The organism is Achromobacter deleyi (assembly GCF_016127315.1).
Lineage (GTDB): Bacteria > Pseudomonadota > Gammaproteobacteria > Burkholderiales > Burkholderiaceae_B > Achromobacter > Achromobacter insuavis_A.
This window is the reverse complement of sequence record NZ_CP065997.1, coordinates 4,911,892-4,928,701: the sequence shown is the minus strand read 5'-3', so window position 1 is coordinate 4,928,701 and position 16,810 is coordinate 4,911,892. Positions and strand designations below refer to the sequence as shown.

Sequence of the window (16,810 nt, the reverse complement as noted above, 5' to 3'; positions counted from 1 at the left end):
GTCACGCCGCCCGCGGCGCCAGCGGCCGGCCGCCGATGACGGTGCCCAGCACCTCGATGTCCTTGAGCCGTTGCGCCGGCGCCGCTAGCGGATCGTCGCGCAGCACGCAGAAATCGGCGTGCTTGCCGACCTCGATCGAGCCGACCAGGTGGTCCATGTGCAGCGTGTAGGCCGCGCCCAGGGTGATGGCATGCAAGGCCGCTTCGACGCTGATGCGCTCGGACTCGCCCAGCACCCGGCCCGAGGCGGTCTGGCGGTTGACGGCGCACCAGGCCGTGAACAGCGGCCCCAGCGGCGTGATGGGCGCATCCGAATGGATCGCGAACGGCACGCCCGCCCGCGCGGCCGAGGCGCAGGCGTCCATGCGGTTGGCGCGGTCCGGCCCCATGGTCAGGGCATGGTGGGCATCGCCCCAGTAGAAGATGTGGTTGGCGAACAGGTTCACGCACATGCCCAGACTGGCCATGCGGCGGAACTGCGCCGCGTCCGCCATCTGGCAATGCTGCAGGGTGTGGCGGTGATCGCGCCGCGGGCTGCGGCGCAAGGCCCGGTCGATGGCGTCGATCGCCAGTTCGGTGGCTTCGTCGCCATTGGTGTGGATATGCAGCTGCGCGCCGGCGTCGTGATAGGCCTGTACCAGGGCGTCCAGCTCGCCCGGGGCGATGACCCAGATGCCGTTGGGCGCGCCGTTGTAGTAGCCCGGCCAGCGCACCCTGGCGGTGAAGCCCTGGATCGAGCCGTCCACCACCAGCTTGACCATGCCCAGCCGCAGCTTGCCATGGTTGAGCCGGCCGGCCTCGCGCAGCTTCGCCAGGCAGGCGGCCGGGTCGCCGGCATAGGTCAGCGCGGACGCCGCCGGCACGATGCGCACCGGATAGTCGGGCTCGGCCGTGACCCGCGCCAGCGTCGCCAGGCCCTCGTCGCCCAGCTCGTTGACCAGGTCGGTGGCGGTGGTGACCCCGGCCCATTGCGCCACCTTGCCGAACATGCGCAGGCCGTTTTCGGACAGGCCCACGGTGCGGAACGGATTGCCGATCAGCCGCATCACCGGGAACATGGCGGCGAACTCGCACAGCTCGCCGCTGGGCTGGCCGTCGGCAAAGCGGCTGATGCCTTCGATATCCGTATCGCGGTCGATGCCGGCGCGCGCCAGCATCGGCGTGTTCACATTCATCAGATGCATGCTGGCATGCATCACCACCACAGGCCGCTCTGCCGATACCGCGTCCAGGTCGCGCACGCTCATGCGCTGGCCGCCGAAGAAGATCGGGTCGAAGCCCCAGCCGATCAGGGTCTGGTCCGGCGCCAGGCCGGCGGCGAATTCGGCGAGGCGCGCCGCCACCGCCTCGAAGCTCTTCAGGCCCGGCCAGACGCGGCCGTCCGGCCCGCGGCGGTCGTAATAGCCGACGTAGGCGAACTGCCACATGCCGCCTTCCGGCAGATGGCAATGCCCCTCCACCAGCCCCGGCATCAGGATGTGGTCAGCGTAGCGCTCATCCAGTTCGGCGGGGCCCCAGCCGGCCAGGTCTTCGCGGCTGCCCACGCCCAGGATGCGGCCGTCGCGCACCGCCACGTGGGTGGCGCGCGGCTGCGCCGGATTCATCGTCAGGATGGCGCGGGCGGCAAAGATGGTGGTGCGGGCGGCGGCTTGCGCCTGCGCCGGATGCGGCGTGTCATGCATGTTGCGTGCTCCCGTTCGTGGTGTCCGACAGCGCCTGCAGGTCGGGCTTGTTCCAGGCCTTGCCCGGCACCGAATCCATCAGGCGGCGCGTGTATTCGTGTCGCGGGTGATAGAAAATCGTGGCGGCGCGGTCCAGCTCCACCAGCTGCCCGTGCCGCATCACGGCGATGCGGTCGCAGATCTGCGCCGCGACGCGCAGATCGTGCGTGATGAACAGCACCGACAGATCGAACTGGCCGCTGACGGTCTTGAGCAGATCCAGCACCTGCGCCTGGATCGACACATCCAGCGCCGAGACCGCCTCGTCGGCCACCAGCAGCCGCGGCTTGAGCGCCAGCGCCCGGGCAATGCCGACCCGCTGGCGCTGGCCGCCCGAGAACTGGTGCGGATAGCGCTCGCCCGCGTCGCCGCCCAGCCCCACCAGGGCCAGCAGTTCGCGGGCTTCGCGCAGCGCGGTCTGGCGGCTCACGCCAAAGCCGATGGGGCCCTGCGCGACCGAATCGACGACGCGCTGGCGGGGGTTGAGCGAGGCGTACGGGTCCTGGAACACCATCTGGATCTGGCGCCGGTAGGGACGGAAATCCCGTGGCGTCATGCCCACCAGTTCACGGCCGTCCAGCCGCACGCTGCCGCTGTCGGGCGCCACCAGCCCGATCAGGGCGCTGCCCAGGGTCGACTTGCCCGAGCCGGACTCGCCGACCAGTCCCAGGGTTTCGCCCTGCCGGATCTCCAGCGAGATATCGCGCAGGGCGTCGACCCGGCGCCCGCCGGTGACGTAGGTCTTGCAGAGATTGGCGACCGTCATCAGCGCGGGCGTGGCGGCGGCTTCATCCTTGCCCTCGGGCTTGTGCGGGACGGCCGCGATCAATTGGCGGGTGTAGGGATGCCGTGGCCGGTTCAGGATCTCTTCGGCCGTTCCGGCCTCGACCACCGCGCCCTGGCGCATCACCACGATGCGGTGGGCGATATCGGCCACCACGCCAAAATCGTGGGTGATGAAGATGACGCCGATTCCCATGCGCCGCTGGATGTCCTTGATGAGCGCCAGGATCTGCGCCTGCGTGGTGACGTCCAGCGCGGTGGTGGGCTCGTCGGCGATCAACACGTCCGGCTCCAGCGCCAGCGCCATCGCGATCACCACGCGCTGGCGCTGGCCGCCGGACAGCTGGAACGGAAAGGCCTGGTACATGGCCCGCGGGTCGGGCAGCAACACCTGGCCGAACAGGTCCAGCACACGCTGCCTGCGGGCGCCGGCGTCCAGCCTGGTGTGCCAGGCCAGCACTTCCTCTACTTGCCGGCCCACCCGCATGACGGGATTGAGCGCCGTCATGGGTTCCTGGAACACCATGCCGAATTTTCGGCCGCGCAGGCCCTGCCACTCCGACGCCGACAGGCCGACCAGGTCGCGGCCGCCGTACAGGATCTGTCCCTGGGTCACGCGCAGTTGCTCCGGCGGCAGCAGGCCCATGATGGCGTGCGCGGTGACGGATTTGCCTGATCCGGACTCACCCACCACGCACAGGATCTCGTTGCGGTTGACGGTATAGGACACCCCCCGCACCACCGTCGTGCCGCCGTGGGTGATGGACACGCCGAGATCGCGGACTTCAAGCAGTGCGCTCATCAGGCCCTCCGTTTGCTGGCCAGCTTGGGGTTGAGGGCATCGTTCAGGCCGTCGCCGATCAGGCTGACCGCCAGCACCGTCAGGAAGATGGCCGCGCCCGGCAGCGTCACCGCCCACCAGGCGGTCAGGATGTAGGGCCGGTTGCTGCCGATCATCAGGCCCCAGCTCATCACGTTGGGATCGCCCAGCCCCCAGGAAAGACAGGCCGGCCTCGAACAGGATGGCGGTGCCGATGGCCAGCGTCGCCGAGACGATCAGCGGTGGCAGCGCGTTGGGCAGGATCACGCGCCAGATGATGCGCGCGTTGCTGGAGCCGATCACTCGTTCGGCCAGCACGTATTCGCGCCGCTTCAGGCTCAGGAATTCCCCGCGCGCCAGGCGCGCGGTGGCGGTCCAGCTGACCACGCCGATCGCCACGGCGATGGTGCCCAGCGAGGGCGAGAACAGCGTCACCAGCACCATGGCGAACAACAGCGCCGGCAGCACCTGGAAGAACTCGGTGATGCGCATCAGCGTTTCATCGACCCAGCCGCCGTAGTAGCCGGCCAGCGCGCCCACCGTGATGCCGATGGCCATCGACAGCACCGCCGCCACCACGCCGACCAGCAAGGTGGCGCGGCCACCATAGATCATGCCGGTCAGCACGTCCCGGCCCAGGTAGTCGGAGCCCAGCAGCAGCTCGCCGCCGGGAGGCTCCATGGGCGCGCTGGCGATCTCGAACGGATCCGCCTGCATCAGCAGCGGGCCGAACAGCACCACCGCCAGGATGGCGGCCAGCAACAGCAAGCCGACGAGCGCGCCCGGATTGCGGGCGAACGCGCGCAGCGCTTCGTACGACGGCCGCGCCGGGCGGGCGGCCACCGCCGCGACGGCGCCGGACAACACGGGAGGAACGTGGCTCATGAGGTCTTTATCCTGGGATCGATCAGCCGGTAGGCCAGGTCGGTGAGTTGGTTCATCACCACCACCAGCAGGGACGCGAACAGCAGGATGCCGAGCAGGGTCGGATAGTCGCGCCGCAGCACGGAATCGAACGCCAGCCGGCCCAGGCCCGGCCAGTTGAAGACCGTTTCCACCAGGATGGCGCCCGCCAGCACGTTGCCGAATTGCAGCCCCAGCATGGTCACCACCGGCAGCACGCCGTTGCGCAGCGCGTGCCGGTAGAGCACGATGCGCTCCGGCAGCCCCTTGGCGCGGGCGGTGCGGATGTAGTCGGCCGCCAGCGCATCCATGACGCTGGCGCGCGCCAGCCGGCTGTATTGCGCCAGGTACACGAACGCCAGCGTGAAGGCCGGCAGCACCAGGTGGTGCAGCACGTCCAGCGCGCCGGCCCAGCCGTCCTGCGGACCGCCCGCCGAACGCATGTCCGACACCGGGAACCACGGCAGCGCCGAGGCGAACAGGATGATCAGGATGATGCCGGTCCAGAACACCGGCGCGGAATAGCCCACGATCGACAGCAGCGTGATGCCCTGCGACAACGGCCCGTTGGGCTTGCGCGCCGCCAGCGTGCCCAGCGCCGTGCCCACGACGAAGGCGCTGGACACCGCGGTCACCACCAGCAGCAGCGTGGCCGGCACCCGCTCCCAGATCAGCTGGGCCACCGGCAGGTTGAAGAAGTACGAATGGCCGAGGTCGCCGCGCGCCACCTGCGACAGGTACAGCCCCAGTTGCACCAGGAACGGCCGGTCCAGCCCGTACTGGACGCGCAGCTGGGCCCGCAGTTCCTCGCTGATGCCGCCCATGGAGCCGGCGATGGTTTCGACCGGATCGCCGGGCGAGATGTGGATCAACAGGAAATTCAGCGTCACCACCGCCAGCAGCAACACCACGGCATAGCCGATCCGACGCGCGAGATAGCGCAACATGGCCGCCTCCCGTTATTGCAGATAGGTATCGTCCAGCGGCGACAGCAGGCCCCAGATGCCATCGGGCAGGCCATGCACCTTCTTTGACGACAGCGTGTGGTACGGAATGACGGTCAGGAAATCGATCGGCAGATCCTCGGTCACGATCTGCTGGAACTGCGCATACAGCGCGCGGCGTTTGGCCTCGTCGGTTTCGGTGCCGGCCTGTTCCAGCAATTCGTCGACCTTGGGGTTCTTGTAGGACTGGGTGTTGGTCCAGATGATGTCGCGGATATTGCTCGACAGGTAGGTGCGGTGCACGCCGATCACCGGATCGCCCCAGTTGAAGACCAGGTCGGTGGTCATGTCGAAATCATGGCTGGCGATGCGCTTGGCCCAGGTCGGGAAATCGGGCGAGGCGCGCACCTGGATCGCGATCCCCACCTTCTTGAGCTGGCTGCGCAGGTACTCCGCCACGTTCTTGCCCTGCACGTCGCTGCCGGGCATGTAATCGACCGTCAGGGTCATGCGCTCACCCTTGCCGTCTTTCTTGAATCCGGCGTCATCCAGCAACTGCTCGGCCTTCTTCAGATCGAGCGGGTACTTCTTCAGGTCCTGGGTCGCAAAGGGGCTGGAGGCCACGATCGGCCCGTCCGCCGGCTGGGCGAAGCCGGCGTTCAACGCCTTGGTGATGAAGCCCTTGTCGGTGGCGTAGGCGATCGCCTGCCGCACGCGCACGTCGTCCAGCGGCTTGCGCGCGGTATTGAACGCCAGCCAGCTGAGCGCGCCGATGCCTTCGTAGCCACGGCTGGTCATGACGATCTGCGGGTTGTCCTTGGCGCGGCGCAGGATGGTCGGCTCGGTCATGTACGGCAGCACGCCGATGTCGCCGCGCTCCAGCCCGATCAGCAGGTTGGTGGCGTCGGGATTGATCTTCACCACCACCCGGTCCAGGTAGGGTTTGCCTTTTTCGAAGAACTTGTCGAAGCGCTCCAGCACGATCTCCTGGCCCGGCTTGAAGTCCTTGAGCATGAACGGGCCCGAGCCGACCACGTTGGCGGAATTGCGCGGATGGTTCTTCAGGTCCTGGCCGTCGCCGTAGATGTGCTTGGGCAGCACCGGCATCAGGGCCGGCGACAGCGCCAGCAGGATCGCCGGATGCGGCCGGCTCATGCGCAGCACCGCGGTATACGGATCGGGCGTGTCGACGCTTTCGACGGGCGCCAGCATGCTCTGGAACGGATGGTTCTGCTTGACCGCCATCACCGAGAACGCCACGTCCGCCGACGTCACCGGCTGGCCGTCGTGGAACAGCGCGTCGTGGCGCAGGTGCAGGGTCAGCGATTTCGCGTCCGGCGCCAGTTCCCACGACTGCGCCAGGTAGGGTTGCGGCTTCCAGTCGGCGTCGTAGCGCAGCGGGCTGGCGAACAACTGGGCGCTGGGCAACGCCGTGGCGATGCCCGACTGCACCGCGCCATTCAGGTGCCGCGGCACCTGCGTCGAGCCGATCACCAGCGTGCCGCCCGGCTTGGGCGCATCGGCGGCCACGGCCGCGTGCGTGCCGGCCGCCATTGCCCATGCTGTCAGTATTGCGGCAAAGCCGCGTGTCGCGCTGCGCATCATCCACCCCTTGGTATTGTTGGCATGAGCCATTCAAACGATGGCGGTAGCGCTAGCCTAGTCAACCCGGGGGCCCCCGCTTAGTACCAAACCGCCGGACTTGTTGGTGCCAGGCCGGCGGTTGACCCGGCTCAGCGCGCGCCGGCCGCCAGCGCCCGCGCATACAACGCCGCCACCGCGCAGCTGTCGACCCTCGCCTGCACCGCGTCCGAGCGGCTGGTCAGCAACACCGGCACGCGCGTGCCCAGCACCAGCCCGGCGGTGGCCGCGCCGGCCAGCCAGGTCAGTTCCTTGTAGAGCATGTTGCCGGCCTCGATGTCGGGCACCAGCAGGATGTCGGCGTCGCCCGCCACGGGCGAGACGATGCCCTTCTGCTCGGCCGCCTGGCGCGAGATGGCGTTGTCGAAAGCCAGCGGGCCGTCGATCTGGCCGCCGCGGATCTGCTGGCGGTCGGCCATCTTCGACAACGCCGCCGCGTCCAGCGTGGCCGGCATGGCGGGGTTGACCGATTCGGTGGCGCACAGCACCGCCACCTTGGGCCGCGCCACGCCCAGCGCGCGCGCCAGGTCGATGGCGTTCTGCGCGATGTCGGCCTTTTCCTGCAGGGTCGGCGCGATGTTGACGGCGGCGTCGGTCAGGAGGAACAGCTTGGGATAGGCCGCCGCCGCCATCACGAAGGCGTGGCTGATGCGCCGGCCGGTGCGCAGCCCGGATTCGCGCGCCACCACCGCCGACATGAAGTGGTCGGTGTGCAGGCTGCCCTTCATCAGCATGCCGACCGCGCCGTCGCGCGCCAGGCCGGCCGCGGCGCGCGCGGCCAGCGCTTCATCGTCGGGGGTGTCGACGATCTCCAGCGAGCCGGGGCGCAGGCCCAGCTCGGCCATCAGGGCCGCCAGCCGGGCCGCTGGCCCGACCAGCAGCGGCTCGATATAGCCGGCCTCGCGGGCCTGCACGGCGGCGCCCAGGCTGGACGCGCACAGCGGATAGGCCACCGCCGTGCGCACCCGCCCGGCCGACAGCGCCGCGGCGCGCAGCGGCTCGAACAAGCGGTCGCTGGCCATGGCGTCAGCCGCGCACCGGATCGATCGGCAGCGGCACCTCGCCGGGCTGGAACGGCTGGTTGACGTAGCGCTTGTACTTGTCCAGCAGGCGCAGCGGCTGCTTGAGCGCGTCGCGCCGGAACGGGTCGCCCAGTTCCTGGCTCACCATCATCTCCAGCACCGTGGTCTTGCCCTCGGACTGCGCCTTGCACGCCGCCTGCAAGGCCGCGCCGACCTGGTCGGCATGCTCGACCCGGATGCCCTCGGCGCCCATGGCCCGCGCCAGCTCCGAGAAGTTCGGGTTCAACAGGTTGCTGCCGACGAAGCGGCGGCCGTAGAAGTCCACCTGGTTCTTCTTCTCGGCGCCCCACTGGCCGTTGTGGAACACCACCGCCGTGACCGGGATGCGCTCACGCACGCAGGTCAGCAGTTCCTGGAAGCTCATGCACCAGGCGCCGTCGCCGACGTAGGCCACCGCCGGCCGGTCGGGCCGGCCCAGCTTGGCGCCGATCAGGGCCGGCAAGGCGTAGCCGCAGTTGCCGAAACTCATGGCGGCCAGCATCGAATCCGGCTCGTCGAAGCGCAGGTAGCTGTTGGACACCGAGCAGATGTTGCCGATGTCGGTGGACACCATCACGTGCCTGGGCATGGCGCGCTCCAGCTCGCGCAGCATGCGGCGCGGATGCATGCGGCCGCCGCCATGCTCGATGATGTCCAGGCTCCAGTCGTCGCGTTCGTGCGACCAGCCGTCCAGTTCTTTTTCCCAGGCGTTTTTCTGTGCCGCGATCTCTTCGCCGCGGGCCGCCTTGGTGGCCACGCAGGCCACCTCGCGCTCACGCAGTTTCGCCGCCAATGCCGCCGCCGCCGGCTTGGCGTCGCCGCAGATGCCGACCGACACCGGCCGCACCAGGCCCAGCATCCGATGGTCGGCGTCGACCTGGATGATGCGCGCGCCCTGCGGCCAGTAATCGAGCCCATGCTGCGGCAAGGTGCCGAAGGGTCCCAGGCGCGTGCCCAGCGCCAGCACCACGTCGGCCTGCGACAGCAGCTTCATGCCGGCCTTGGAACCCTGGTAGCCCAGCGGCCCGCACCACAGCGGATGGCTGGCCGGGAAGGCGTCGTTGTGCAGGTAGCTGGTGACCACCGGCGCGCCCAGCAGTTCGGCCAGCGCCACGCATTCGGCCTGGCCGGCCGAGAACAGCACGCCGCCGCCGGCCACGATCACCGGGAATTTGGCGCCGGCCAACAGGCGGGCGGCCGCTTCCAGGTCCTCTTCGGAGCCGGGGCCACGGCGGATGCGGCGCGGCTCCGGAATGGCCACGTCGATCTCGCCGTAGAAATAGTCGCGCGGGATGTTCAGCTGGGTCGGGCCGCGCTCGGCCAACGCGTTGTCGAAGGCCTTGGCGGTGAATTCGGCCATGCGGTCGGGGCGGTTGACGTGCGCCTGGTACTTGGTGATGCGCGAGAAGATCGGCAGCTGCTCGGTTTCCTGGAAGCCGCCCAGGCCCATGCCGGCAGTGCCGGTCTCGGGCGTGATCGCCACCACCGGGCTGTGGGCCCAGTAGGCCGCGGCCACGCCGGTGACGAAGTTGGTGATGCCGGGGCCGTTCTGCGCGATGCAGACGCCGTGGCGGCCGGTGACGCGCGAATAGCCGTCGGCCATGTGGGCGGCGCCCTGCTCGTGCACCGTCGGCACGAAGCGGATGCCGGCGGCGGGGAACAGGTCCAGCGCGTCCATGAAGGCCGAGCCGACGATGCCGAAAACGTCCTTGACGCCCTGCGCCACCAGCGTCTCGACGAACGCTTCGCTGGGGGTCATGTGTTGCTTGCTGCTCATGGTCTCTCTCCTGGCGGACCGGCGCGGCTTGGATTGCATATTGGCCGGGGTAAACCGATACTGCAGCAGAAGCCCGGCGTTTCCCACCCTGCAGCGTTCCATTTTCTGCAGAATCCGCACCAACCTGGCGGCCTTTCGCCAAATCTTCAAATATTGAAAGATGAAAGACGAATCCTCCGCGGCGCTGCGCGCGCTGACCCTGCTGGAACAGGTCGCCGGTTCCGAGGCGCCGGTATCGCTGGCGGCGCTGACCGACGCCACCGGCCTGCCCAAGCCGTCGGTGCTGCGCATCCTGTCGCGGCTGGTGGACGCCGGCATGCTGCTGCGCGAGCCCGCCGGCAAGAGCTACATCACCGGCCCGCGGCTGGCGCTGCTGGCGCGCGACACCCTGCTCAATTCGCCGCTGCGGGCCGAGCGCCACCGCATCCTCGACAGCCTGGTCGACGAGATCGGCGAGACCTGCAACTGCACCATGCTGGACGGCGACGAGGTCATCTACCTGGACCGGGTCGAGACCGCCTGGCCGCTGCGCGTCAACCTGCAGCCCGGCTCGCGCGTGCCGCTGCATTGCAGCGCCAGCGGCAAGCTGTTCCTGGCGCACATGCGGCGCGAGGCCCGCGCGCGGCTGCTGGCGGCGGCGCCGCTGCCGCGCTACACGCCCAACACGCTGTGCGACGCGGCCGCGCTGGAACGCGAGCTACTGGCGATCCGCAAGGAAGGCGCCAGTTTCGACCGCGAGGAATTCCTGCTGGGCATCGTCTGCATGGCCGTGCCCATCATGCGCGGACGCCGCGCCATCGCCGCGGTGGCGCTGCACGCGCCGATGGCGCGGCTGTCGATCGACGGCGCGCGCGCCTGGCTGCCGCGCATGCAGGAGGCCGCGCGTGCGCTGGCCGGCACCTACGAACCGTCGGCCTGACCCCGCCGGCGGCCGGCGCCCGCCTGCGCCGCGCCACCGCGCCGGGCCGCGCCGAGGCCCCAGGCCTTACACTGTCGGCCGAATCCGTATTTATCGCAGTTCCTGCGAGAGCCTCACCGTGACCCAGACGCCCTTTACCACCCTGCCCCTCCTACCCGCCCTGCTCGACAACCTGCAAAGCCTGGGGTTCGAGCACATGACGCCGATCCAGGCGCAAAGCCTGCCGCTGATCCTGGAAGGCCGCGACCTGATCGCGCAGGCCAAGACCGGCAGCGGCAAGACCGCGGCCTTCGGCCTGGGCGTGCTGCAGAAGCTCGATCCCACGCGCCTGGCGCCGCAGGCGCTGCTGCTCTGTCCGACCCGTGAACTGGCCGACCAGGTGGCGCAGGAACTGCGCCGGCTGGCCCGCCAGATCGCCAACGTCAAGATCCTGACGCTGTGCGGCGGCGCCGCGGCGCGCCCGCAGGCCGAATCGCTGGCGCGCGGCACCCACATCGTGGTCGGCACGCCCGGCCGCATCCAGGACCACCTGGCACGCGGCAGCCTCGACCTGTCGGGCCTGACCACGCTGGTGCTGGACGAGGCCGACCGCATGGTCGACATGGGCTTCCATGACGATATCGTGGCGATCGCCTCGCATTGCCCCGCCAAGCGCCAGACCCTGCTGTTCTCGGCCACCTACCCCGACAACATCCGCAAGCTGAGCGCGCGCTTCCTGCGCAACCCGGCCGAGGTCAAGGTCGAGGCCCAGCACGACGCCAGCCGCATCGAGCAGATCTTCTACGAGATCGACCCGGGCGAGCGCCTGGATGCCGTGGCCAAATTGCTGGCGCATTTCCGCCCGGTCACGACGCTGGCCTTCTGCAACACCAAGATCCGCAGCCACGACCTGGTCGAGCGGCTGCAGGCCGAGGGCATCAGCGCCCTGGCGCTGAACGGCGACCTGGAACAGCGCGAGCGCGACGAGATCCTGATCCAGTTCTCCAACCAGAGCTGCGCCGTGCTGGTGGCCACCGACGTGGCCGCGCGCGGCCTGGACATCCAGAACCTGGGCGCGGTCATCAACGTCGACGTGACCAAGGACACCGAGGTCCACGTGCACCGCATCGGCCGCAGCGGCCGCGGCGACCAGAAGGGCCTGGCCCTGAGCCTGTGCTCGCCCGACGAGATGCGCTGGGCCAACCTGATCGAGCAATACCAGGGCTCGCCCCTGACCTGGGGCGACCTCAAGTCGCTGCGGCCCAAGGCCGACCGGCCGCTGCGCGCGCCGATGGTGACCCTGTGCATCCAGGGTGGCAAGAAGGACAAGCTGCGCCCCGGCGACCTGCTGGGCGCCCTGACCGGCGACGGCGGCCTGGCCTTCGAGCAGGTCGGCAAGATCAACATCACCGAGTTCAACGCCTACGTGGCGCTGGACCGCAAGATCGCCAAGCAGGCCTTCTCGCGCCTGTCCAACAGCAACATCAAGGGCCGGCGCTTCCGCATGCGCTACCTCGAGGAACTGTAAGCATTCGTCAGCGGGCGCCCGCCACGCGGACGTAAACGCTTGATGGTCATATTCGGGATTTGCAATAATGGCCCACCTCGCGCCACCCTGGCGTGGGAGCGGGAACCAAAGGCTCAGCGTGCGCTCCAATCGGCGCATTGCATCCCTTAACCATCAAAAGAGAAATCCACCATGATCAAGTCCGATGACACCGGCAAGCTGATCCTGCGCCTGACCCTCGGCATTCTGATTCTGCTCCACGGCCTGTTCAAGATCACCGGCGGCGGCGTCGGCGGCATTGGCGGCATGCTGTCCTCGCACGGACTGCCCGGCTTCCTGGCCTATGGCGTCTACATCGGCGAAATCCTCGCGCCGGTGCTGCTGATCGTCGGCATCTACACCCGCCTGGGCGGCCTGATCATCGCCATCAACATGGTGGTCGCGATCCTGCTGGCGCACACCGGCCAGATCGGCAGCCTGACCAACAACGGCGGCTGGGCGCTGGAACTTCAGGGCATGTTCCTGTTCACGGCCCTGGCCATCGCCTTCATGGGCGCCGGCCGCTTCAGCCTGGCCGGCAACGGCGGCCGCTGGAACTGAGCGCCGCGGCGCAACCCGCGCCAACCTGGAAGGCCGCCGCGAGGCGGCCTTTTTTCATGGGCGTCCGCAGCAGGCCCAACCTCGCCGGAACAATTGCTACGAACGACATCAACGGTCACGCCGGCGCAAACATCCGTCACGCGAAAGCTGTTTCGGATCCATTACAGCGCCAGAACTCGCCCCCGCGGCCATGGCCTAATCCCTACGAGCCCAAGGAAGGCGTGACGCACGCCAGGCGCTCGGCAGGAGATCCCGAATGAAGAAGACGATTCTGTTGATGCTGGCGATGGCCAGCGCCCTTTCCGGTTGCGTGGTGGTGCCGGCGCGTCCGGCGTACTACCGGCCGGCGCCCGCCTATTACTATTACCCTGCGCCGCATTACTACTACCACGGCTATTGATCCGCGCGCCCCATCGCGCAAAGGAAATGCCATGAATGCCACCGCCAGGATTCCCCATTTGCGTCCGCTGGCCGCCGCCATCCTGATGACGGTCTGCGCGGGCGCGATGGCGCAGACCTACGCGCCACCGCCCGCGCCACCCGCTCCAGCCGCGCCGGCCTACGACAACGGCGACCCGTCCAATGCCAACCTCGCGCCGATCGAACGCAGTCCGCAACCGCCGCCGCCCCTGCCGGTCTACACGCAGCCGCCCGCCCCCGGCGACGGCTACATGTGGGTGCCGGGTTACTGGAGCCTGAACCGCTACGGCTACTTCTGGGTGCCTGGCGCGTGGGTGCTGGCGCCCTACACCGGCGCGCTGTGGACGCCGGGCTACTGGGGCTTCGTCGACGGCATCTACCTGTGGCACGCCGGCTACTGGGGGCCGCATATCGGCTTCTATGGCGGCATCAACTATGGTTTTGGTTATATCGGCATCGGCTACGTCGGCGGTTATTGGAACCACGACCGGTTCTTCTACAACCGCGCCGTGACCAACATCAACGTCACCCGCGTCACCAACGTCTACAACCACACGGTGGTGGTCAACAACAATATCGACAACCACCGCGTCAGCTACAACGGCGGTCCGGCGGGCATCCAGCGCCGGGCCGATCCGCGCGAGGTTGCCGCGCGCAACGAGCCGCACCGTCCGCCCACCGACTTGCAACGCGGCTTCGCCCGCGATGCCGGCGGCAACCGCGCCCAGTTCTTCGACCGCAACCAGGGACGTCCGCCGCAAGCCTTCGTCGACCATGCGCCGCCGCAGGGCCAACGCCCCGGCGGCGGCCCGGGCAACGGCCCCAATGGCGCCGCGCCCGGCGCGCGGCCGGACATGAATCGCGGCAATCCGGCCGCCATGCCGGCAGGCGCGGCCCCCGGGCAGGCGCGCACGCCGCCCCAGGCGCAGCAGCCCGGTCCGGGACGCGCGCCGCAGGCCGAGGCCCCGGGCCAGCCGCGTGGCCCGCAGGCGCAGCCCCAGGGCCAATTCCATGGCTCGCCGCAGGCCGCCCCGCCCGCGCGCGGACCGGCCCCGCAGGCCCAGCCGCAAGCCCAGCCGCAGGCGCGTCCGCAACCGGCGCCGCGCACCGGCCCGCCGCCTGACAACCTGGCCCAGGCCGCCGCGCGCGAACACCGCGCCGCGCCGCAGAACCGGCCCGAAAGCCGGCCGCCGCAAGCCAGCCCGCAACACGCGGGCGGCGGCGGTGGCGGCCGTCCGCAGGGAGGCCACGAGGCGCCGCGCGGCGGCGACCGCGGCGGCGCGCCGCACGAACGCGGCCGCGAATGACGACCGGGCCGCGCGGCCAAGCCGCGTGGCCCGTGCGGGGTCTGCATCGATCCCGCGCCAGCCACGCCGGCCGCCCCCGGATCGACCACCCGAACCGGTCCGACATCGCATCGACTGACACTGCGCTGACAACCTTCGGGCTGGCTTCCGGCGGGCGGCGCGGCTACAGTGGAAGCCTTGACGCCGCCTTGCCGCGCGGCGTTTACCGGAGACTCCCATGAAGCGCCTTGCCCCCCTGTTCCTCGCCTGCGGCCTGCTGGCCGGCACCGCCGCCCACGCCGCGCTCAACGTCGGCGCGCCCGCCCCCGACTTCAGCACCCAGGCCTCTCTCGGTGGCAACGTGTTCACCTTCAAGCTGGCCGAAGCCCTCAAGCAAGGCCCGGTGGTGCTGTATTTCTATCCGGCGGCCTTCAGCAAAGGCTGCACCATCGAGGCCCATGACTTCGCCGAGGCCACCGACGAATACAAGTCGCTGGGCGCCACCGTCATCGGCGTCTCGGCCGACGACATCGACACCCTGAACAAATTCTCGGTCAGCGAATGCCGCAGCAAGTTCGCGGTGGCGGCCGACGGCGACGGCAAGATCATGAAGGCCTACGACGCGGTGCTGGACGCGCGCCCCGATCGCGCCCAACGCGTGTCCTACGTGATCTCGCCCGAAGGCAAGATCCTGTACGAATACACCAACATGAATCCCGAGGCGCACGTCACCAACACCATGAAGGCGCTGCGCGACTGGAAGGCCGGCAAGAAATAACGCCGCCGCCGTGAAAAAAAGGGAGGGCCGAAGCCCTCCCTTTTTTATTCCTTCAGAAGCCCCGGCCCGTCCGGGACCGGCGGCCGCGATGTCGTCAATTGAACGGCCACACCGTCGGATGCGTGCCGGGCGGGTTGGACGGCCGGGTCCAGCGCGCCGGCGTGAGCGAGAACTGCGCCGCATGGCGCATCGCGATCAATTCACCAAAGCCCGACGGCTCCGTTTCCATCAGGCCTTCGAAACCCGGCATGGCGCGGTTCAGCCCGCCCTCGACGCGACCCAGCGTGCGCAGCCAGTGCGCGGTCTGCGCCAGCGACACCCGCACGTGCCAGCTGCCGCCCTCGGTGGCCTGGCGCGCCAGCGCCACCTGCGCGCCGAACGCCATCAGGTAACCCGAGGCGTGATCCAGGATCTGCATCGGCAGCGCCCGGGGCGCGTCCTGGCCGGCCGCCTCGGCTTCCGCGTGGTTGAAGCCGGCGGCGGTCTGCACCAATGAATCGAAGCCGCGCCGGTTGGCCCACGGGCCGGTGGCGCCATAGGCGGTCAGGGACACGTAAACGATGCCCGGGCGCAGGCGCGCCGCGTCTTGCGGGCCGAAGCCGAGCGCGGCCATGCCGCCGGGGCGGTAGCCTTGCACCAGGACATGCGCGCTGCGCAACAGGTTGGCCAGCGCGATGCGGCCATCGGCGGTGTCCAGGTCGGCGTGCACCGACAGCTTGCCGCGGCTGGTGTCGATCAGGTTGGCGATGTTGGGCAGGTGCGGCGAATTCACCAGCATCACGTCCGCGCCATAGGCCGCCAGGGCCCGGCCACAGACCGGACCGGCGATGATGCGGGTCAGGTCCAGCACGCGGATGTCCTGCAGCGGGCGCGCATCATGCCCGTACTTGGGCAGGGGCCGCGGGTCGGCCTCGCCGATGCGCTCGATCGTCAGCAGCGGCTGCGCCGCGATCGCCTGGCCCTGGGGATGGCGATCCCATTCGTCGAAGCTGCGCATGGCGGTGACCACCATGCCGGCGTCCGCCGCCACCTGCTCGAAGTCCTGCGCGCGCCAGCGGCCCAGCGCCTGCTCGACCGCTTCGCGGGTGGCGCCGTCGCCGGTCGGACAGCCCAGCAAGGCCAGGGCGCCGTCGCGATGGTGCGGAAAATTGGCGTGGATGCGGACCCAGCCACCGTCACCGCAGCGGTAGACGCCGGTGATCGGATCGCGCGGATCGGGCGCGGCGCCGTTGATCAGGAAATGGCTGCGGCATTCCTGGGCGGCGTGCAGCATATCGACGCCGACCTGCTGCCGCTCGCCGCCCCGCAGGTGCCAGAGCTCGGCCGCGGCCAGGGCCGCCGCCGCCATGCTGACCTGCGCCGCGGTGCCCACCGCGAAGGACGATGGCAGCACCGGTTCGGCGCCAATCAGCACCGCGTGCTCGAGCGACTCGTCCGGCAGGTCGAGCGAACGCCAGAGCTGTTGCAAGACGTCGCGTGGCGTCTTGGTGGCGGATGAGCGTCCCCTCAGGAAGGACGCGCGAAAATCCATCAGATGTCCCATGGCGTTTGTCTTTTTACTTTGGCGTTGAATGAATTACATGGCGCTGGGCGTGGCTGCGTCAATATGCCGGGAGCGCCAGCGTGTTTCATGGTTTGACCGGCGTTTTTGCCGATTTCCCCGGGGCCCGCG

Annotated in this window: 13 protein-coding genes and 1 pseudogene; 6 read left to right on the top strand and 8 right to left on the bottom strand. The window is 69.3% G+C overall.

The genetic code is table 11. From position 1 onward, the window contains the following. Window position 1: 1 nt before the first annotated feature. From I6I07_RS22375 to xsc, 7 genes and pseudogenes are all read right to left on the bottom strand, one after another. Window positions 2–1,681, bottom strand: a complete 1,680-nt coding sequence (locus I6I07_RS22375) for an amidohydrolase (RefSeq protein WP_198483765.1) — start codon at window positions 1,679–1,681, stop codon at window positions 2–4. Then, on the bottom strand, window positions 1,674–3,305 hold the full coding sequence (locus tag I6I07_RS22370; protein ID WP_198483764.1) for an ABC transporter ATP-binding protein: 1,632 nt from the start codon (window positions 3,303–3,305) through the stop codon (window positions 1,674–1,676). The genes I6I07_RS22375 and I6I07_RS22370 overlap by 8 nt, the downstream gene beginning before the upstream one ends. After that, window positions 3,305–4,208 (bottom strand): annotated as a pseudogene (locus tag I6I07_RS22365) (ABC transporter permease). The gene I6I07_RS22370 and the pseudogene I6I07_RS22365 overlap by 1 nt, the downstream one beginning before the upstream one ends. After that, window positions 4,205–5,173 carry an ABC transporter permease gene (locus I6I07_RS22360; protein WP_198483763.1) on the bottom strand — a complete coding sequence of 323 codons (969 nt, stop codon included), beginning with the start codon at window positions 5,171–5,173 and terminating at the stop codon, window positions 4,205–4,207. The pseudogene I6I07_RS22365 and the gene I6I07_RS22360 overlap by 4 nt, the downstream one beginning before the upstream one ends. A 12-nt stretch (window positions 5,174–5,185) precedes the next feature. After that, window positions 5,186–6,772 carry an ABC transporter substrate-binding protein gene (locus tag I6I07_RS22355; RefSeq protein ID WP_198483762.1) on the bottom strand — a complete coding sequence of 529 codons (1,587 nt, stop codon included), beginning with the start codon at window positions 6,770–6,772 and terminating at the stop codon, window positions 5,186–5,188. Window positions 6,773–6,903: 131 nt separating this feature from the next. Further along, complete coding sequence (locus I6I07_RS22350; protein WP_198483761.1) at window positions 6,904–7,833, bottom strand: bifunctional enoyl-CoA hydratase/phosphate acetyltransferase; 930 nt, start codon at window positions 7,831–7,833, stop codon at window positions 6,904–6,906. 4 nt (window positions 7,834–7,837) lie between these two features. Then, on the bottom strand, window positions 7,838–9,649 hold the full coding sequence (gene xsc / locus I6I07_RS22345; protein ID WP_198483760.1) for a sulfoacetaldehyde acetyltransferase: 1,812 nt from the start codon (window positions 9,647–9,649) through the stop codon (window positions 7,838–7,840). A gap of 160 nt (window positions 9,650–9,809) precedes the next feature. On the opposite strand from xsc, the gene I6I07_RS22340 reads away from it, so the two are divergent. The 6 genes from I6I07_RS22340 (at window position 9,810) to I6I07_RS22315 (ending at window position 15,138) form a co-directional block, all read left to right on the top strand. Next, window positions 9,810–10,568, top strand: coding sequence for an IclR family transcriptional regulator (locus tag I6I07_RS22340; RefSeq protein WP_198483759.1), 759 nt, complete (start codon window positions 9,810–9,812; stop codon window positions 10,566–10,568). A 118-nt stretch (window positions 10,569–10,686) separates the two neighbouring features. Further along, entirely contained in the window at window positions 10,687–12,075 is a 1,389-nt protein-coding gene (gene dbpA, locus I6I07_RS22335) for an ATP-dependent RNA helicase DbpA (RefSeq protein WP_198483758.1), read from the top strand. 171 nt (window positions 12,076–12,246) lie between these two features. After that, window positions 12,247–12,654, top strand: coding sequence for a DoxX family protein (locus tag I6I07_RS22330; RefSeq protein WP_006390061.1), 408 nt, complete (start codon window positions 12,247–12,249; stop codon window positions 12,652–12,654). 256 nt (window positions 12,655–12,910) lie between these two features. Further along, window positions 12,911–13,054, top strand: coding sequence for a hypothetical protein (locus tag I6I07_RS22325; protein ID WP_006390060.1), 144 nt, complete (start codon window positions 12,911–12,913; stop codon window positions 13,052–13,054). 31 nt (window positions 13,055–13,085) lie between these two features. Then, complete coding sequence (locus I6I07_RS31750; RefSeq protein ID WP_232625685.1) at window positions 13,086–14,381, top strand: YXWGXW repeat-containing protein; 1,296 nt, start codon at window positions 13,086–13,088, stop codon at window positions 14,379–14,381. 217 nt (window positions 14,382–14,598) lie between these two features. Next, entirely contained in the window at window positions 14,599–15,138 is a 540-nt protein-coding gene (locus I6I07_RS22315; protein ID WP_054435473.1) for a peroxiredoxin, read from the top strand. Between the two features lie 94 nt (window positions 15,139–15,232). On the opposite strand, the gene I6I07_RS22310 is transcribed toward I6I07_RS22315, so the two are convergent. Continuing rightward, on the bottom strand, window positions 15,233–16,681 hold the full coding sequence (locus I6I07_RS22310) for a CoA transferase (protein WP_198483757.1): 1,449 nt from the start codon (window positions 16,679–16,681) through the stop codon (window positions 15,233–15,235). Between the last annotated feature and the right edge of the window lie 129 nt (window positions 16,682–16,810).